The sequence below is a fragment of the Kutzneria chonburiensis genome, assembly GCF_028622115.1.
In the GTDB taxonomy this organism is placed as follows: Bacteria; Actinomycetota; Actinomycetes; order Mycobacteriales; family Pseudonocardiaceae; genus Kutzneria; species Kutzneria chonburiensis.
This window is the reverse complement of record NZ_CP097263.1, coordinates 5,793,757-5,810,855: the sequence shown is the minus strand read 5'-3', so window position 1 is coordinate 5,810,855 and position 17,099 is coordinate 5,793,757. Positions and strand designations below refer to the sequence as shown.

The 17,099-nt window shown below is 69.9% G+C and carries 19 protein-coding genes and 1 pseudogene; 14 read left to right on the top strand and 6 right to left on the bottom strand.

Going from position 1 to position 17,099, the window contains the following annotated elements; all coding sequences use genetic code 11:
- The first annotated feature begins 90 nt into the window (after window positions 1–90).
- The 4 genes from tsf (at window position 91) to M3Q35_RS26200 (ending at window position 3,369) form a co-directional block, all read left to right on the top strand.
- Complete coding sequence (tsf, locus tag M3Q35_RS26215; RefSeq protein WP_273935181.1) at window positions 91–906, top strand: translation elongation factor Ts; 816 nt, start codon at window positions 91–93, stop codon at window positions 904–906.
- A 148-nt stretch (window positions 907–1,054) separates the two neighbouring features.
- Window positions 1,055–1,831, top strand: coding sequence for a UMP kinase (pyrH, locus tag M3Q35_RS26210; RefSeq protein WP_273935180.1), 777 nt, complete (start codon window positions 1,055–1,057; stop codon window positions 1,829–1,831).
- A gap of 61 nt (window positions 1,832–1,892) precedes the next feature.
- On the top strand, window positions 1,893–2,450 hold the full coding sequence (gene frr / locus M3Q35_RS26205) for a ribosome recycling factor (protein ID WP_273935179.1): 558 nt from the start codon (window positions 1,893–1,895) through the stop codon (window positions 2,448–2,450).
- Window positions 2,451–2,577: 127 nt separating this feature from the next.
- Complete coding sequence (locus M3Q35_RS26200) at window positions 2,578–3,369, top strand: phosphatidate cytidylyltransferase (RefSeq protein ID WP_273944470.1); 792 nt, start codon at window positions 2,578–2,580, stop codon at window positions 3,367–3,369.
- Here M3Q35_RS26200 and M3Q35_RS26195 read toward each other — a convergent pair.
- Window positions 3,366–4,595, bottom strand: a complete 1,230-nt coding sequence (locus M3Q35_RS26195; RefSeq protein ID WP_273935178.1) for a DUF1479 domain-containing protein — start codon at window positions 4,593–4,595, stop codon at window positions 3,366–3,368. The two genes, M3Q35_RS26200 and M3Q35_RS26195, sit on opposite strands and share 4 nt — an antisense overlap.
- Before the next feature lie 105 nt (window positions 4,596–4,700).
- Between M3Q35_RS26195 and M3Q35_RS26190 the strand changes: the two genes are divergently transcribed.
- Together M3Q35_RS26190 and M3Q35_RS26185 are read left to right on the top strand one after the other, a co-directional pair.
- Window positions 4,701–5,720 (top strand): ROK family transcriptional regulator, encoded by a 1,020-nt coding sequence (locus M3Q35_RS26190; protein WP_273935177.1) that lies wholly within the window; start codon window positions 4,701–4,703, stop codon window positions 5,718–5,720.
- A 119-nt stretch (window positions 5,721–5,839) separates the two neighbouring features.
- Window positions 5,840–6,832 (top strand): IS481 family transposase, encoded by a 993-nt coding sequence (locus M3Q35_RS26185; RefSeq protein ID WP_273935176.1) that lies wholly within the window; start codon window positions 5,840–5,842, stop codon window positions 6,830–6,832.
- On the opposite strand, the gene M3Q35_RS26180 is transcribed toward M3Q35_RS26185, so the two are convergent.
- Window positions 6,829–7,599 (bottom strand): VOC family protein, encoded by a 771-nt coding sequence (locus M3Q35_RS26180; protein ID WP_273935175.1) that lies wholly within the window; start codon window positions 7,597–7,599, stop codon window positions 6,829–6,831. The genes M3Q35_RS26185 and M3Q35_RS26180 overlap by 4 nt on opposite strands.
- 125 nt (window positions 7,600–7,724) lie before the next feature.
- Between M3Q35_RS26180 and M3Q35_RS26175 the strand changes: the two genes are divergently transcribed.
- Window positions 7,725–8,453: a class I SAM-dependent methyltransferase gene (locus tag M3Q35_RS26175; protein WP_273944469.1), complete on the top strand. Its 729-nt coding sequence runs from the start codon at window positions 7,725–7,727 to the stop codon at window positions 8,451–8,453.
- On the opposite strand, the gene M3Q35_RS26170 is transcribed toward M3Q35_RS26175, so the two are convergent.
- Window positions 8,454–9,107, bottom strand: a complete 654-nt coding sequence (locus M3Q35_RS26170) for a PadR family transcriptional regulator (protein WP_273935174.1) — start codon at window positions 9,105–9,107, stop codon at window positions 8,454–8,456. It abuts the gene before it with no gap.
- Between the two features lie 126 nt (window positions 9,108–9,233).
- Here M3Q35_RS26170 and rlmN point away from each other — a divergent pair, with 126 nt between their 5' ends.
- Entirely contained in the window at window positions 9,234–10,340 is a 1,107-nt protein-coding gene (gene rlmN / locus M3Q35_RS26165; protein WP_273935172.1) for a dual-specificity RNA methyltransferase RlmN, read from the top strand.
- Between the two features lie 185 nt (window positions 10,341–10,525).
- Here rlmN and M3Q35_RS26160 read toward each other — a convergent pair.
- Window positions 10,526–10,648, bottom strand: a pseudogene (locus tag M3Q35_RS26160) (DUF2631 domain-containing protein); the annotation flags it as partial.
- 153 nt (window positions 10,649–10,801) lie between these two features.
- On the opposite strand from M3Q35_RS26160, the gene M3Q35_RS26155 reads away from it, so the two are divergent.
- Window positions 10,802–11,086 carry a FitA-like ribbon-helix-helix domain-containing protein gene (locus M3Q35_RS26155; protein WP_420704778.1) on the top strand — a complete coding sequence of 95 codons (285 nt, stop codon included), beginning with the start codon at window positions 10,802–10,804 and terminating at the stop codon, window positions 11,084–11,086.
- Window positions 11,083–11,655 (top strand): type II toxin-antitoxin system VapC family toxin, encoded by a 573-nt coding sequence (locus M3Q35_RS26150; protein WP_273935170.1) that lies wholly within the window; start codon window positions 11,083–11,085, stop codon window positions 11,653–11,655. Before M3Q35_RS26155 ends, M3Q35_RS26150 begins: the two co-directional genes overlap by 4 nt.
- Here M3Q35_RS26150 and M3Q35_RS26145 read toward each other — a convergent pair.
- Window positions 11,574–11,831, bottom strand: a complete 258-nt coding sequence (locus M3Q35_RS26145; RefSeq protein ID WP_273935169.1) for a DUF2631 domain-containing protein — start codon at window positions 11,829–11,831, stop codon at window positions 11,574–11,576. The two genes, M3Q35_RS26150 and M3Q35_RS26145, sit on opposite strands and share 82 nt — an antisense overlap.
- Before the next feature lie 103 nt (window positions 11,832–11,934).
- Window positions 11,935–12,201: a GlsB/YeaQ/YmgE family stress response membrane protein gene (locus M3Q35_RS26140; RefSeq protein ID WP_273935168.1), complete on the bottom strand. Its 267-nt coding sequence runs from the start codon at window positions 12,199–12,201 to the stop codon at window positions 11,935–11,937.
- 157 nt (window positions 12,202–12,358) lie between these two features.
- Here M3Q35_RS26140 and dxr point away from each other — a divergent pair, with 157 nt between their 5' ends.
- The 4 genes from dxr (at window position 12,359) to M3Q35_RS26120 (ending at window position 17,063) form a co-directional block, all read left to right on the top strand.
- Window positions 12,359–13,582, top strand: coding sequence for a 1-deoxy-D-xylulose-5-phosphate reductoisomerase (gene dxr, locus M3Q35_RS26135; RefSeq protein WP_273935167.1), 1,224 nt, complete (start codon window positions 12,359–12,361; stop codon window positions 13,580–13,582).
- 6 nt (window positions 13,583–13,588) lie between these two features.
- Window positions 13,589–14,809: a M50 family metallopeptidase gene (locus M3Q35_RS26130; protein ID WP_273935166.1), complete on the top strand. Its 1,221-nt coding sequence runs from the start codon at window positions 13,589–13,591 to the stop codon at window positions 14,807–14,809.
- A gap of 130 nt (window positions 14,810–14,939) precedes the next feature.
- Window positions 14,940–16,088, top strand: a complete 1,149-nt coding sequence (gene ispG, locus M3Q35_RS26125) for a flavodoxin-dependent (E)-4-hydroxy-3-methylbut-2-enyl-diphosphate synthase (RefSeq protein WP_273935165.1) — start codon at window positions 14,940–14,942, stop codon at window positions 16,086–16,088.
- Between the two features lie 120 nt (window positions 16,089–16,208).
- Window positions 16,209–17,063: a GNAT family N-acetyltransferase gene (locus tag M3Q35_RS26120; RefSeq protein WP_273935164.1), complete on the top strand. Its 855-nt coding sequence runs from the start codon at window positions 16,209–16,211 to the stop codon at window positions 17,061–17,063.
- Window positions 17,064–17,099: the final 36 nt, after the last annotated feature.

The following is a 17,099-nucleotide window of genomic DNA, read 5'->3' as shown; positions in this document are numbered from 1 at the left end:
GGCGACCCGCCCGCCCGCGTGACGAGCGCGGGCGGGCGTGTGCCCTCGCACTACCCGCGCGTACCCGCAGAAGGAAACGGACACCGCACGATGGCGAACTACACCGCGGCCGACGTGAAGCGACTCCGCGAGCTCACCGGCTCCGGCATGATGGACTGCAAGAGGGCTCTTGAGGAGTCCGACGGCGACTTCGACAAGGCCGTCGAGATCCTGCGCATCAAGGGCGCCAAGGACGTCGGCAAGCGCGCCGGGCGGGCCACCGCCAACGGCCTGGTCGCGGCCGACGGCGGCGTGATGATCGAGCTCCAGTGCGAGACCGACTTCGTCGCCAAGAACGAGGAGTTCCAGGAGCTGGCGGCCAAGATCGTCGCCGCCGCCAAGGACTCCGGCGCGACCGACGTGGCCGCGCTGACCGCCGCCAAGCTGGGCGACGGCACCGTCGCCGACGGCGTCCAGGCGCTGTCGGCCAAGATCGGCGAGAAGCTGGAGCTGGCCAAGGTCGTCGCCTTCGACGGCCAGACCAGCGTCTACCTGCACCGCCGCTCCGCCGACCTGCCGCCGGCCGTCGGCGTGCTGGTCGAGTACACCGGCGCCGAGGGCGACGCGGTCAAGGGCGTCGGCATGCAGGTCGCCGCCATGAAGGCCAAGTACGTCACCCGGGACGAGGTGCCGGCGGACATCGTCGAGCACGAGCGCTCCATCGCCGAGGCGACCGCCCGCGAGGAGGGCAAGCCGGAGGCGGCGCTGCCCAAGATCGTCGAGGGTCGCGTCAACGGTTTCTACAAGGACGTGGTGCTCCTGGAGCAGCCGTCCGTGCAGGACTCGAAGAAGACCGTGAAGGCCCTGCTTGACGAGGCCGGGGTCACCGTGACTCGCTTCGCTCGCTTCGAGGTGGGCCAGGGCTGAGGCCCGGCGCAAGGCGGGGTCTGCCACAGTACGTGGCGGCCCCGCTTTCGCACGCCAGGACCACACAGCGTGGAATTACCCGGCGTGGAATTGACCGGCGTGGAATTACCTGGCGTTGGACCACCCCGCGGACGACGAGAGGAAACCGATGTCGCTGACCCAGGACCGATCGACCAAGGACCGCACCGCCGGTGAGGGCAACGGCTACCGCCGGGTGCTGCTGAAGCTGGGCGGCGAGATGTTCGGCGGCGGCGCCGTCGGCGTCGACCCGGACGTGGTGCACACCGTGGCCAGCCAGATCGCCGACGTGGTCGGCGGCGGCACCCAGGTGGCGGTGGTCATCGGCGGCGGCAACTTCTTCCGCGGCGCCGAGCTCAGCCAGCGCGGCATGGACCGGGACCGGGCCGACTACATGGCGATGCTCGGCACCGTGATGAACTGCCTCGCGCTCCAGGACTTCCTGGAGAAGAAGGGCATCGACACCCGGGTGCAGACCGCCATCACGATGGGCCAGGTCGCCGAGCCCTACATCCCGCGCCGGGCCGAGCGGCACCTGGAGAAGGGCCGCTGCGTGATCTTCGCGGCCGGCGTCGGCATGCCGTACTTCTCCACCGACACCGCGGCCGCCCAGCGCGCGCTGGAGATCGGCTGCGACGTGGTGCTGATGGCCAAGGCGGTCGACGGCGTCTACGACTCCGACCCCCGGCGCAACCCGAACGCCAGCAAGTTCGAGACCATCACGCACCAGGAGGTGCTCGAACGCGGGCTCGAGGTCGCCGACGCCACGGCGTTCGCGCTGTGCAAGGACAACAACATGCCGATCATCGTGTTCAACCTGCTCACCGAGGGGAACATCGCCCGCGCGGTGCGCGGTGAGAGGATCGGCACCGTGGTGAGCACCCCTGACTCCAGGCCCTCGGCCTGACGCTGGGATCGTGGGCACCGGCAAAGTGGCAACCGGCCAGCAGCATCGTTAAGGAGCAGCCGTGATCGACGAGACCCTTCTCGACGCCGAGGAGAAGATGGAAACCGCGGTGTCGGTGGCCAAGGACCATCTCGCCTCGGTCCGCACCGGGCGGGCCAACGCCGCCATGTTCCAGGGCATCGTCGTCGACTACTACGGCTCGCCGACACCGCTGAACCAGCTGGCCGGCATCACCATCCCCGAGGCCAGGATGGCCGTCGTCAAGCCGTACGACGTCAGCCAGCTGCGGGAGATCGAGAAGGCCATCCGCGACTCGGACCTCGGCGTCAACCCGAGCAACGACGGCTCGATCATCCGCGTGCTGATCCCGGCGCTGACCGAGGAGCGCCGCCGGGAGATGGTCAAGGTGGCCAAGAGCAAGGGCGAGGACTCCAAGGTCGCGGTGCGCAACATCCGCCGCAAGGCCAAGGAGGAGCTGGACCGCATCGCCAAGGACGGCGAGGCCGGCGAGGACGACGTAAACCGCGCGGAGAAGGAACTCCAGCAGCTCACCGACAAGTACGTGGCGCAGATCGACCAGCTGGTCAAGCACAAGGAAGCCGAGCTGCTGGAGGTCTGACGACCGGCCGGTAGGAGAGAGTTCGACGGACGTGACTTCCACACGTGGCCGGCGGGGCGATCAGGACTCGTCCGCGGGCGACCCCGGCGACCCGCCGCCGGCAAAGACATCGCGGGCGGGCCGCAACCTGTGGGCCGCCGTCGCGGTGGGCTGCGGCCTGGGCGCGGTCATCCTGGTCTGCCTGTTCACCGTGCCCCAGACGTTCGTGGGGATCGTGGCCATCGCGGTCGCGATCTCCACGGTCGAGCTGGCCGGCGCGATGCAGCGGGCCGGCGGCATCAAGGTGGCGCTGGTGCCCGTGCTGGTCGGCGGGCAGGCCATGGTCTGGCTCTCTTGGCCGTTCGAGCGGGTCGGCCTGCTCGCGGCGTTCGTGGTGACGATCCTCGGCTGCCTGATCTGGCGGTTCCGGGACGGCGTGTCCGGCTACGTGCGGGACGTGACCGGCTCGATCTTCGTCGCCGCCTATGTGCCGCTGTTCGCCTCGTTCGCGGCGATGCTGGTGGTGCCGGCCGACGGCGTGTACCGGGTGCTGGCCTTCCTCATCGGCGTCGTCTGCTCGGACACCGGCGGCTACGCGGCGGGTGTGCTGTTCGGCAAGCATCCGATGGCCCCGCTGATCAGCCCGAAGAAGTCCTGGGAGGGCTTCGCCGGCTCCATGATCACCGGCACCGTCGGCGGCGCGTTGACCGTCACCCTGCTGCTGCACGGCCAGTGGTGGCAGGGCGTGCTGCTCGGCGCGGCGCTCGTGATCACCTCGACCGTCGGCGACCTGGTCGAGTCGTTGATCAAGCGGGACCTCGGCATCAAGGACATGGGCAATCTGCTGCCCGGGCACGGCGGCCTCATGGACCGGATGGACTCGCTGCTGCCGTCCGCGGTGGTGGCCTGGCTGCTGCTGCGCCTGTTCATCCCGGCCTAGAGGCCGAGTTGGGCCCGGCCGATCGCGGTGAGGTCGGCGAGGGTGGCGCGGTCGGGCCAAGTGGCCTCGTAGTCCTCGGCGGCGAAGTCGGCGGGGCTGGTGCCGGCCAGGAAACGGCGGCCGCAGTCGGCGGCGTAGCGGGCGTTCTTGGGGCACATGGGTGCGGCGGGGATGTACATGACGTTGCCCCAGCGCTCCTGGTCGCTGACATCGGCGACCGAGTGGATGACGTCGCAGTGCCACCAGACGGTGTCGCCGGGCTCGACGGCGGGAATGGGCGTCAGCGCGGGCAGCAGGGGCGCGTGCCACTGCTCGGTGACGGCCAGCACGCGGCCGTTGGTGGCGCCGCAGAGATCGTCGGCCGGCACGTCGTCCTGCAACGCGCGGAGCAGCAGATAGGCCATGGCTGACGGGATCGGCACGACGTGCAGCACGCCGTCGGTGGGCCGCATGTCGGACAACGCGGTCCAGCCTTGGAACGTGCGAAACGACGAGCACATGACCGTGGATTCGAACTCGTCGACCTCGGTGCGGTGGGCGGCGTCCCAAGGGTCGTACGAGGACCAGCGGCCGCTGAAGACGTGCCGGAAGACCTGCTGGTAGGCCGGCAGCAGCCAGCGTTCGACCGAGCCGGAGTCGGTGTGCGCGGACAGGCCCTTGGACGAGGATCCGGGCTCGCGGCGGCGGATCCGGTCGGGGTAGCCGGTGTCCAGCGTCGGGTCGAACCAGACGCGGCCCTCGGATTCGTTGCGCCAGAACGAGTTCAGGAACGTCCGCACGGTCGACATGCGCTCGGACTGGCGGGCTTGCAGCTGCGGCCGTGACCAGTAGATCGGGTAGATCTGGGGCTTGCTGGACGACAGTCCGCCGAACACGTCGTCGGCGGGTCCGGCGTAGCGGGCGGCGAAGTTGTTGCGGGCCAGGTAATCGGCCAGCTCGGCGTCCCAGGATTCGGCCTGCGCACGGGGAAAGGTGCCGCGGACGACGGCGCAGCCCCGGCGGCGGATGGCATCGAGCGTGGCGGACGGGACCGTGCCGGCGGCGACGTCGTCGTAGGCCACGACGGGGAACGCGGCGGGTCCGGCGGCGAGCACCGCCTCCACCTCGGCCAGCATGTCCTTCTCGATCTCGGCGAGCAGGCCGGCGACGTCGCCGATGCCGGCGCGCAGCCGGGCCTTGGTGTCGCGGATGGCGGCGGGCACGTCGCTCGGCAGGGTGGAGACCACGTCAGCTCCTTTTGGTTAGGACTCCTAACTAGAACATTTTGCTACCGTAGCCCCATCGCCAGCCAGCCACAAGACACCGACGCCCGGCCGCTGCCGCGCCTGCAGATGCTGCGGGAGCTGACCGACCGGGCCGTGCTGGACGACGTCTTCGAGCACGGCCGGGTGACCCGCGTCGATCTGGCCGACCGCACCGGCATCTCCCGCCCGACCATCTCCGAATCGGTGCGCCGGCTGGAAGCAGCCGGCCTGCTCACGGCCACCGGATCGCGGGAAACCGGCCAGCGGGGGCGCATCGCGACCTTCTACGAGCTTGGCGCCGACACCGGTCACGTGATCGCCTTGGAGCTGAACCAGTTCGGCGTGCACGCGATCGCGTACGACCTGCGGCGGACGGTGCTGACCGAGCGGCGCGTGGTGCCCGGGACCGACCTTGTCGCCGAGGTGCGGGCGACGATCGCCGGCATCGAGGCGAAGGGCCCGCTGCGGGCGGTCGCCGTGGCCGTGGCCAACCCGGTCGACCCGGCCACCCGGGAGGTGATCGCGTTGCCGGGATCGCCGTACCCCGAGGGCTTCGTCCGTCTGGCCGACGTGGTCGACGTGCCGCTGATGGTGGACAACGACGTCAACTGGGCGGCGTTGGCCGAACGCCGCAGTGGCGCGGCCAAGTCGGCGGCGAGCTTCGCCTACGTGCATGTCGGGGCGGGCATCGGCATGAGCCTGTACCTGGGTGACCAGCTCGTTCGCGGCGCGCACGGGCTGGCCGGTGAGATCGGCTACCTCAAGGCCGACGACGACCTCACGCTGACGGATTCCCTGCTACGCCAAGGATTCGGCACGCCGCCGGCGATCGACGTGCCGACCGTGCTGGCCGGCGATCACCGGAAGTTCGGCCGAGCCATCGGCCGCGCGGTCGCTTCGGCGTGCACGGTGTTCGACCCGGAACTTGTCCTGTTCGGCGGCCCGCTGGGCGGGCATCCCGAGATCCTGCCGCACATCCGGACCGCCATCGACGGCGCGACACCGGCCCCGGTTCGCGTCGCCGCCGGCGAGTTCGGCGACGCCGCGCCGATGCGCGGCGCCCTCGCCTGGGCGGTCGACCACGGCCGGGGCCGGCTGCTGGCCTAGTTGTACTGCCTTGGGAGGTTGCGAACGGGCAGACACGTGAACCGATGATCTTGAAATGAGGGAAGGCCTCCAGGTTCGGTGTGGATTGCGACGTCTACACCGAGCTCCCGGAGGCCCTCATGCCCCACCGTAACGCACCCTTGACCGAGCTGGGCAGGCTGCGGCTGGCCCGCTGCGTCGTGGACGACGGTTGGCCACTGCGACCAGCGGCCGACCGGTTCCAGGTCTCGGTCAGCACCGCTCAACGCTGGGCGCGGCGCTACCGCCAACTCGGTGCCGCTGGCATGGTCGACCGGTCCTCCCGTCCTCGCACCAGCCCTGGCCGTACCCCTACCCGCACCGAACGCCGCATCATCAAGGTCCGCGTACTACGCCGCTGGGGACCGGCCCGCATCGCCTACCTGCTCGGCCTGAACCCGGCTACGGTGCACCGGGTGCTGCGTCGCTACGGCCTGGCTCGCCTGACGCATCTGGACCGCGCCACCGCGCAACCCATCCGCCGCTACGAACGCGACGCTCCCGGCGACCTGATCCACGTCGACATCAAAAAGCTGGGCAACATCCCCGACGGCGGCGGTCACCGGGTGCACGGCCGTCAGATCGGCGGCCGCAACAGCCAACGCACCGCCACCGCGACCCGCAGCGCCTACCGCAACCCCTTGCTGGGCTACGGATTCCTGCACAACGCGATCGATGATCACTCCCGTCTGGCCTACACCGAGATCCTGCCCGACGAGACCAAGGAAACCGCCGCCGCGTTCTGGCAGAGGGCGCAGACCTTCTTCCACACCAACGGAATCACCGTCAAACGGGTACTCACTGACAACGGGTCCTGCTACCGCTCACGACTCTGGCGCGACACCCTGGCCGCCGCAGACATCACCCACAAACGCACCCGCCCCTACCGGCCCCAGACCAACGGCAAAGTGGAACGGTTCAACCGCACCCTGCTCGACGAATGGGCCTACGCCCGCCCCTACCGGTCCGAGACCGAACGCCGCCAGGCCCTGCCGCAGTGGCTACACACCTACAATCACCACCGCGGCCACACCGCGCTCAAGGGCCTACCCCCAGCCAGCCGCGTTCCCAACCTCACGGGTCAGAACACCTAGTCGTCGTACGGGTCGACGGGCTCCTCTTCCTCCTCGTGCGGCTCGATCACCGAGAACGGCGCGCCCTGCGGGTCGCACAGCACGGCCACCCGGCCGTATGCCGAGTCGAACGGTTCCACCACAACGGTTCCGGCCAGCCGGCGGACGGCGCTGGCCGCTTCGTCGGTGTCGGTGACGCGGAAGAACACCATCCAGTGCGGCGCGGTGTCGGCCGGGAACTCGGCGTCCATCCGGTAGCGGCCGAGCACGGCCCGGTTGCCCAGCCACCAGACCGTGTAGTCCAGGTCGACGCCGTCGCCGACCTGGCCTTGGCTGTAGCCGAACAGGCCGCGGAAGAACTTGTCAGCCAGGTGGCCGTCCCGCGTGTTCAGGTCGGCCCACTCGAAGCAGCCGTGAATTCCGTACGCCATCGAGACATCCGGTCTCGGCCCGCTCAGCGCGACCACGCCGCCACTGGGGTCCTCGGCGATCACGATGCGTCCCTCCAGCGGGCCGCGCACCACGCGACCCCCGTGCTGGCGCACGCGTTCCGAGGCGATCCACGGATTGCGAATCGCCAGGTGCAGTCGCCATTCGTGGCGTCGCCCGGGATCGATGCCCGCGGCCGCCTCGTCCCGGCCGACGTGCGCCAGCGCGCCGCCGCGTCGGTCCACTGTGTACCGCCAGCCCAGTACCGCGGCGTAGAAGTCGCGGCTGGCCGGCGGATCCGTGCTGTCGAGACTGACCCAGCAGGGCGCTCCGGGGAGGATGCCGGTGGTGTGCGTCATGGGCACCTCCTCGCGTGTTCACCGCCTGTAGTCAATGGTCAACGCAGCATCATCCCCATGGCAAGCCGCCACATGATTGGCTTGTCGGCATGGGAATGACGTGGGTGCCGCAACTCGCGGCCCGGATGAGGGCCAGACTGACGTCCGTGCACGTGCTTCCCAGCCCCAACATCTGGCAGTGGCCCGAGCTGTACGCGGTGGAGAACCGTGCCCAGGACAGCACCGGCGAGATCTGGCGTGCGCTGCGTGCCGACTGCGACTGGGCGGGATCGGACGTCGTCGACATCGGTTGTGGCGACGGATTCCACCTCCCGGCGTTCGCTCGTGACGCCGCGAGCGTGACCGGGGTGGAGCCGCATCCGCCGCTCGTCGAGCGGGCCAAGGAACGCACTCGCTCCGTAGAGAACATTCGAGTGCTGGAGGGTGGGGCGCAACGGCTGCCGCTGCCCGACGGCTGCGCGGATCTGGTGCACGCGCGGACCGCGTATTTCTTCGGTCCTGGCTGCGAGCCCGGGTTGATCGAGGCCGATCGGGTGCTACGGCCCGGCGGCGCGTTGGCGGTCGTCGATCTCGACGGTGCCGCGCCACCGTACGGAAGTTGGCTGTGCGAGGACGTCCGTGGCTACGATCCCGTTGCCGTGCAACGGTTCTTCGACGAGCAGGGTTTCAGCACACGGCGGATCCGGACGGTGTGGCGGTTCGAGCGGCGCGAGGACCTGGAAGCCGTGCTGCGTATCGAGTTCTCGGCCGCAGTGGCCGCCAGGGCGATCGCCGAGACGGCCGGGACGGAGATCCCGGTCGGCTACCGCCTGCATGTGCGGCGGAAGCCGACCGGACTGATCCTGCCTTCGTGATCACTCACCGTCGTCATCGGCGTCGACGTCCTCGGCGAGCAGGCCGTAGATCCGGCGCTTGGCCTCGTTGATCGCATCGACGGCGCGGGACTTCTGGTCCTCGGTGCCGGCCTGGGTGATCTGCTCCACCGCCATGAACAGCTGGCGCAGGGCGGTGTGCAGCTCGCGGACCTCGTCGGCCTCGCCGACCGCGTCGGCCCACGGCTTGGCCTCGCCCAGCTTGGCCGCCTCGGCCCGGCCGGTCTCGGTCAGCGTGAACAGCTTCTTGCCGCTGGCCGCGTCGGCCGTGATCAGGCCCTCGTCGTCCAGCAGCTGGAGGGTCGGGTAGACCGAGCCGGGGCTGGGCCGCCAGACGCCGTTCGTGCGCTGGCCGAGCTCCTGGATCATCTCGTAGCCGTGCATCGGGCGTTCGGCCAGCAGGGCGAGCACCGCCGCGCGGACGTTGCCGCGACGCTGGCGCCGTCCGCCGCGGCGACCGCCGCGGAAGCCGGCCATCGCGCCGAGGGCGCCCGGCCAGGGGCCGCCGGCCGCGAAGGGCATCGGGCCCATCGGCGGCTCCGGCGGGCGGGGCGGGGTGTGGTGCGGGAACTGGCCCGGGAACGTGCCGAAGCCGTGCCCGTGTCGGTCCGGTCGGAAGTGAGAGTGGCTGCGCATGATGCGCTCCCTTCGGGTTGTGGTGTCTCTCTGACGTCGCTAACGATATATCGCTGATGTATCGCGATACAACGTCCGATAGAGTGACGGTCGTCACAGCGGCCGACATGGGAGAATGGATGGGTTATGACTGCGCTCCCCCTTGTCTTCGATGCCCCCCGTCGTGCCATGCCGCCCCGGCACCTGGCCGACATGTCCGCGTCCGAACGTGCCCAGGCCGTCGCCGACCTGGGGGAGAAGTCGTTCCGCGCCAAGCAGTTGGCCAACCACTACTTCTCCCGGCTGACCGTCGACCCCGACGAGATGACCGACATCCCCGCCGCCGCGCGGGACCGGCTCGTCTCCGCGCTGATGCCCACCTTGCTCACCGAGGTGCGCAAGCTCAGCTGCGACGACGGCACCACTCGGAAGACCTTGTGGCGGGCCCACGACGGGACCCTGGTGGAGAGCGTGCTCATGCGCTATCCCGAGCGGGCCACCCTGTGTATCTCCAGCCAGGCCGGCTGCGGGATGGCTTGTCCCTTCTGCGCCACCGGGCAGGGCGGGCTCACCCGCAACCTGTCCACCGCCGAGATCGTCGACCAGGTCCGCTCCGCGGCGGCCGCCATGCGTGACGGCGAGCTCCCCGGCGGCCCCGGCCGGCTGTCCAACATCGTCTTCATGGGTATGGGCGAGCCGCTCGCCAACTACCGCCGGGTCATCGACGCCGTGCATCGCATCTGTGACCCCGCCCCCGACGGCCTCGGCATCTCGCAGCGTTCCGTCACCGTCTCCACCGTCGGTCTCGTGCCCGCCATTCGCAAGCTCACCGAGGAGGGCCTGCACGTCCGTCTCGCCGTGTCGCTGCACACCCCCGATGACGAGCTTCGCGACACCCTCGTGCCCGTCAACACCCGTTGGAAGGTCTCCGAGGTCCTCCAGGCCGCCCGTGGCTACGCCGATCGCACCGGCCGTCGCGTCTCCATCGAGTACGCGCTCATCCGTGACGTCAACGACCAGGGCTGGCGCGCCGACATGCTCGGCAAGAAGCTGCACAAGCACCTCGGGCAGTACGCCCACGTCAACCTGATCCCGTTGAACCCCACCCCGGGTTCCAAGTGGGACGCCTCCCCGAAGCCCGTGCAGGACGAGTTCGTGGCCCGCGTCAAGGACCAGGGCGTGGAGTGCACCGTGCGCGACACCCGCGGCCAGGAGATCGCCGCCGCCTGCGGCCAGCTGGCGGCGGAGGGCTGAGGGTCGGCGTACCCACACCGCCTTCTTTCGAGTTGGCCGCTGTTCCGTGTGCCGCGAAAGTGGCGGTTGCTGGACAACTTTCGCGGATGAGCGACTTTCGTGTCACTCGAAAGTGGGCGATAGACGAAAGTTTTGTTGCTTTGGTGATCGCTCATGTGTCAGCGGGGGCTGGTGGACGGCGGTCTGCTCACCGAGGACGACATGCGGGTGGCCTTGGGGAAGGTGCCGTACCAGCCCCACTCGGCGCTCGGCTCGTCCTGCGGGTCGACGCCGGCCGGTCGCTTCTCCAACTCCGAGGACGCCACGATCGCTCCTGGTACTAGGGGTGCTGACAACCGAAATCTTCGTGCGCGACACCCGCGGCCAGGAGATCGCCGCCGCCTGCGGCCAGCTGGCGGCGGAGGGCTGATCGGCCGGGTTGCGCCCGTGTGAGCTTTGCTCACGTCCATCGGCAGGCGGTCGTGCTAGCATTGACTGCATTGACTGCGCGGAGGTGGAGTGTGGCGACTTTAACTATCCGTGACTTCGATGATGAGTTGAAGGCGCAGCTCCGGGTTCGGGCGGCCGGGAACGGGCGGTCGATGGAGGCGGAGGTGCGGGCGATCCTGGCCGACGTGCTGACCCGGCCGGTGTCGACGGTGGGCATGGGCACGCGGATCGCGCAGCGGTTCAACGGGGTGGCGGGGGAGCCGCTGGAGCTGCCGGCCCGGACGGAATCGGCCCGAGGGGCGGAGTTTCCCGAATGATCGTGCTCGACACCAACGTCGTGTCGGAGCTGATGCGGCAGTCGCCGGACGAACGGGTGGTCCGGTGGGTGGACCGCTATCCGGCCGACGAGGTGTTCATCACGGCGGTGACGGCGGCGGAGCTGTCCTACGGCGTGGCCCGGCTGCCCGAGGGGCAACGAAAGTCGACGCTGGCGGCGATGGTGTCGGAGCTGCTGGCGGAAGACCTGTACGGCCAGATCCTGCCCTTCGACGGCGGGGCGGCGCAGTACTACGCCCGGATCGCGACCGCCCGGGAAGAGCTGGGCCGGCCGATCAGCATGGCGGACGCGCAGATCGCGGCGGTCTGCCGGCAGTACGCGGCCTGCCTGGCCACCCGCCACACGAAGGACTTCGACGACACCGGCGTGATGGTGCTGGACCCCTGGAGCGCAAGGGAAAGCGCCGGGGAAAGGGCAAAGAATAGGCCGCGCCCCGGCATGGGGCACGGCCTGCTCGAAGCGGAAAGTCAGCGGCGCCAGGCGGTGCGGCTGCGGATGCGGTCCCAGATGAGGGCGATCACGATCAGCGCGGCGACGCCGATGAGGTAGATGTCCTCGATGTGCCCACGGTGGTTGCCGATGAGCATGAGCAGCAGGGCGATGGCGGTGAGCCAGCCGGCGATGCGGGTGGCCTTGGGGAAGGTGCCGTGCCAGCCCCACTCGGCGCTCGGCTCGTCCTGCGGGTCGACGCCGGCCGGTCGCTTCTCCAACTCCGAGGACGCCACGATCGCTCCTGGTACTAGGGGTGCTGACAACCGAAATCTTCGCACATGGGGGTGACGTGGCGCCCGGGTGGGTGGCCGCCCGGGCGCCACGTCCGGTAGCGGCCTACGCGCGGGACCTGCGGCCCGTCACCAGCCGGAAGACGGCCAGCACGATGACGGCGCCGAGGATGGCCAGCAGCCAGGTGCGCAGGTCGAAGAATCCACCGAGGTCGACGCCGAAGATCGCCTTGCCGATGATGCCGCCGAGGAAGCCGCCGACGATGCCGAGCACGGCGGTCAGGATGATGCCGCCGCCGTCGCGGCCGGGCATGATCGCCTTGGCGATGATGCCGACGATCAGGCCGAGCACGATCCACGCGATGATGCCCACCAGGGTCACGCTCCTTGTACCGGTACGGTCCGGCGTCTCCGGTCCGTCTCGCTGCACCTATGTACCCCCACGGACGATCACCACGCACCTTTTACCAACTCGTTATCATCCGACGGTGGTGTCCGGCCGCCCCCGAAATCGGTGAGAATGGGCGGCGATGGACACCGTGAACCCGCGGGTGCTGGTGCTCGGCTCGACCGGCTCGGTCGGCACCCAGGCCCTTGACGTCATCGCCGCCAACCGAGACCGCTTCCGCCTCGCCGGCATCAGCGCCGGCGGCTCCGACCCGGCGCTGCTGGCCCGCCAGGCCCTCGACCACGAGGTCGACGCGGTCGCGGTCACCCGTGCGACGGCCACCGAGGATCTCCAGCTCGCGCTGTACGCCGAGGCCCAGCGCCGCGGCTACAACCGGGGCGACTTCCGGCTGCCGCGCATCCTGGCCGGCCCGGACGCGAACGAGGAGCTGATCGACTCCACCCCGGCCGACGTCATCCTCAACGGCCTGCCGGGCTCGCAGGGCCTCCAGCCCTCGCTGAAGGCGCTGGCCACGGGCGCCCGCCTGGCCCTGGCCAACAAGGAGTCGCTGATCGCGGGCGGCCCGCTGGTGCTCAAGGCGGCCAAGCCGGGCCAGCTGGTCTCCGTCGACTCGGAGCACTCCGCCCTGGCCCAGTGCCTGCGCGGCGGCACCGAGGCGGAAGTGGCCCGCCTGGTGCTGACGGCCTCGGGCGGACCGTTCCGCGGCCGCCGGCGGGACGAGCTCAACGAGGTCACGGTCGAGCAGGCGATGGCCCACCCGACCTGGTCGATGGGCCCGCTGATCACCACCAACTCGGCCACCCTGGTCAACAAGGGCCTTGAGCTGATCGAGGCCCACCTGCTGTTCGACGTGCCCTACGACCGCATCGACGTGGTGGTCCACCCACAGTCCGTAATTCACTCGATGGTGACCTTCGTGGACGGCTCGACGCTGGCCCAGGCCAGCCCGCCGGACATGCGGCTGCCGATCTCGCTGGCCCTGGGCTGGCCGGCCCGGGTGCCCGGCGCGGCCGCCGCCTGCGACTGGACCAAGGCGGCCAGCTGGACGTTCGAGCCGCTGGACAACGAGAACTTCCCGGCGGTGGAGCTGGCCCGCTCGGCCGGCTCGGCCGGCGGCTGCCTGCCGGCGGTCTACAACGCGGCCAACGAGGACGCGGTGGCCGCGTTCCTCGCGGGCAACGCTGCCTTCACCTCCATCGTGGACACTGTTGAGCGGGTGCTCACCGAGGCCGACCAGTGGCGCGGGGAACCCAGCGATGTGGCGGAGGTGCTGGCCGCCGAGGACTGGGCCCGCGCGCGAGCGCGTGAACTGGTCGCACGGCCGGTCGGCTCGGGAAGGGACTGACAAACGGTGCTGTACGTCCTGGGTGTGGTGCTGTTCGCGCTGGGCATCGGCATCTCCGTGGCCCTGCACGAGTTCGGCCACCTGTTGACGGCCAAGGCTTTCGGCATGAAGGTGACCAGGTACTTCATCGGCTTCGGACCGAAGATCTGGTCGTTCAAGCGCGGCGAGACCGAATACGGCTTCAAGATCATCCCGGCCGGTGGGTTCTGCGAGATCGTGGGCATGACCGCGCTGGACGAGGTGCCGGCCGAGGACGCGCCCCGCGCCTTCTACCGGCAGAAGACCTGGAAGCGCGTCATCGTGCTGTCCGCGGGCTCGATCACGCACTTCATCATCGGCCTGCTGATCGTCTACGTCGCGGCCATCTCGCTCGGCCTGCCCAACAACCAGGACCTGGCCATCGCCGGCGACATCAGCCCGTGCGCCCAGGCCAAGCAGTTCCCGGACACCGGCAAGTACAGCGACTGCACCGCGTCCGACCCGGCCCCGGCCAAGGACGCCGGCATCCAGCCGGGCGACAAGGTGCTCTCGGTCGGCGGCCACCCGATCTCCACCTACACCGAGATGGTGAAGGTCACCCGGCCGCTCTCCGGCCCGACGCAGTTCGTCATCGAGCGGGACGGCAAGCAGCAGACGCTGACGGTGAACATCGCCACGGTGAGCCGCATCCTGGACTACACCAAGCCGCTCGGCCCGAACGACCCGGTGGGCAAGGTCGGCGCGATCGGCATGGGCCAGGCATACACGATCACCTACGGCCCGGGCGCGGCCATCGGCGCCACCGGCGTGTTCACCGGCCAGCTGTTCGTCGGCGTCTGGGAGGGCCTCAAGGCGCTGCCCACGAAGATTCCGGCGCTGCTCAACGCAGTGGCCGGCGGCGAGCGCGACCCGAACGCCCCGGTCAGTGTGGTCGGCGCCAGCCTGATCGGCGGCCAGGCGGCCGACCGCGGCCTGTGGTGGTTCTTCGTGGCCCTGCTGGCCAACCTGAACTTCTTCGTCGGCGTGTTCAACCTGCTGCCGCTGCTGCCGCTGGACGGCGGCCACATCGCCGTCAACCTGTACGAGCGGGTGCGGGACTGGGTGCGCAAGCTCCGCGGCAAACCGGCCGGTCTGCCGGTCGACTACGTGAAGTTGCTGCCACTGACCTACTTGCTGGTGCTCTTGGGTGGCGCTTACACCCTGTTGGCCATCACGGCCGACATCGTGAATCCCGTCAAGCTGGGGTGACCGCGCTCGGTCGACCAAGGGTTGACACTGCGTAATGGTTCGTCGCATCACGTAGCCGTGGTGCGGCTCCTGGTCCGTTCAGACGGTAAGTTGGTGGGGTAGAAGGCCCCCACGATCTGAATGGATCAGCATGGTTGTCAGCCTTGGTATGCCTGCGACGCCTCCTCCCGTACTGAGCGAGCGGCGGCGGACCCGGCAACTGCACGTCGGCACGGTCGGCGTCGGCAGTGACTACCCCGTCTCGGTCCAGTCCATGACCACCACCCTGACCGCCGACGTGAACTCCACGCTGCAGCAGATCGCGGAGCTGACCGCCGCCGGCTGCGACATCGTGCGCGTGGCCTGCCCGTCGCAGGACGACGCGGACGCGCTGCCGGCCATCGCGCGCAAGTCCTCCATCCCGGTGATCGCCGACATCCACTTCCAGCCCAAGTACGTGTTCGCCGCCATCGAGGCCGGCTGTGCCGCGGTGCGGGTGAATCCGGGCAACATCAAGAAGTTCGACGACAAGGTCAAGGAGATCGCGCAGGCGGCCAAGGACCACGGCACGCCGATCCGGATCGGCGTCAACGCCGGCTCGCTCGACCCGCGGCTGCTCCAGAAGCACGGCAAGGCCACGCCGGAGGCGCTGGTCGAGTCGGCGCTGTGGGAGGCAGGCCTGTTCGCCGAGCACGACTTCCACGACATCAAGATCTCGGTCAAGCACAACGACCCGGTGGTCATGGTTCGGGCCTACGAGCTGCTGGCCGAGTCCTGCGACTACCCGCTGCACCTCGGCGTGACCGAGGCCGGCCCGGCCTTCCAGGGCACGATCAAGTCGGCGGTGGCCTTCGGCGCGCTGCTGCGCCAGGGTATCGGCGACACGATCCGGGTCTCGCTGTCGGCCCCGCCGGTCGAGGAGATCAAGGTCGGCACGCAGATCCTCCAGTCGCTGAACCTGCGCCCGCGCAAGCTGGAGATCGTGTCCTGCCCGTCGTGCGGCCGGGCCCAGGTCGACGTGTACAAGCTGGCCGAGGAGGTCACCGCCGGCCTTGAGGGCATGGAGGTGCCGCTGCGCGTCGCGGTCATGGGTTGCGTGGTGAACGGCCCGGGCGAGGCCCGTGAGGCCGATCTGGGCGTGGCCTCGGGCAACGGCAAGGGCCAGATCTTCGTCAAGGGCCAGGTCGTGAAGACCGTGCCGGAGGCGCAGATCGTGGAGACGCTGATCGAGGAGGCCATGCGCATCGCCGAGGACATGGAGCCGGTTGACGGCGCATCGCCCGTGGTCACGGCGTCCTGAACGCCCGATCGACGGACGAGCCGGGCGGTGCCGCCCGGCTCGTCGCATCTGGTGCCTAAGATCCGCTAAGTGGGTGCTCATGCGCGCAGGTTGCCTGCGTTATCTGGCAGGCTGGGAAGCGTGTTGAGGCTTGCCGGGGCCCGGGTCCTCGACGACCGGGACGTGTCGGCGGTGCGCGCGGTCCTCGCCGAGGACCCGGTCGCGTCCTGCATGGTCGCCGCGCGCGTGGAGATCGCCGGTGCCGACCCGTGGCGGCTGGGCGGCGAGCTGTGGGGCCTGGAGTCCCGTCCGGCCCGCAGCGGTCGCCTGAACGGGCTGTGCTTCTCCGGCCCGAACCTGATCCCGCTGTCCGGCAACCGGGCCGCGCTGCGGCACTTCGCCGACCGTGCGCTGCGCCGGCACCGCATGTGTTCCTCCCTGGTCGGCCCGGCTGACCTGGTGATGGGGCTGTGGCAGGAGCTGGAGCCGGTGTGGGGCCCGGCCCGCGAGGTGCGGCCGCACCAGCCGCTGCTGGCCATGGGCGGCTCGCCGACGATCAAGCCGGACCCGCTGGTCCGCCCGGTGCGGCCGGACGAGCTGGACATCTACCTGCCGGCCGCGGTGGCCATGTTCACCGAGGAGGTCGGCGTCGATCCCCGCCTTGACGACGGCGGCGCGGGCTACCGGGCCCGGGTGGCCGAGCTGATCGGCACCGGTCGCGCGTTCGCCCGGTTCGAGGCCGGCCAGGTCGTGTACAAGGCCGAGATCGGCGCGCTGTCGGAGAAGGTCGGGCAGATCCAGGGCGTGTGGGTGCGGCCGGACCGGCGGGGCCAGGGCCTGGGCGCGAGCGGCACGGCGGCGGTGGCCGACCGGCTGGTCCGCGGCATGGGCCGCACGGCCAGCCTCTACGTCAACGGGTTCAACGCGCCGGCGCGAGCGGCCTATCGCCGGATCGGCTTCTCGGAGGTCGGCCGGTACGCCACGGTGTTGTTCTGAGCCGACGAACGGCCATATCACGCGAATTTGTCGGGT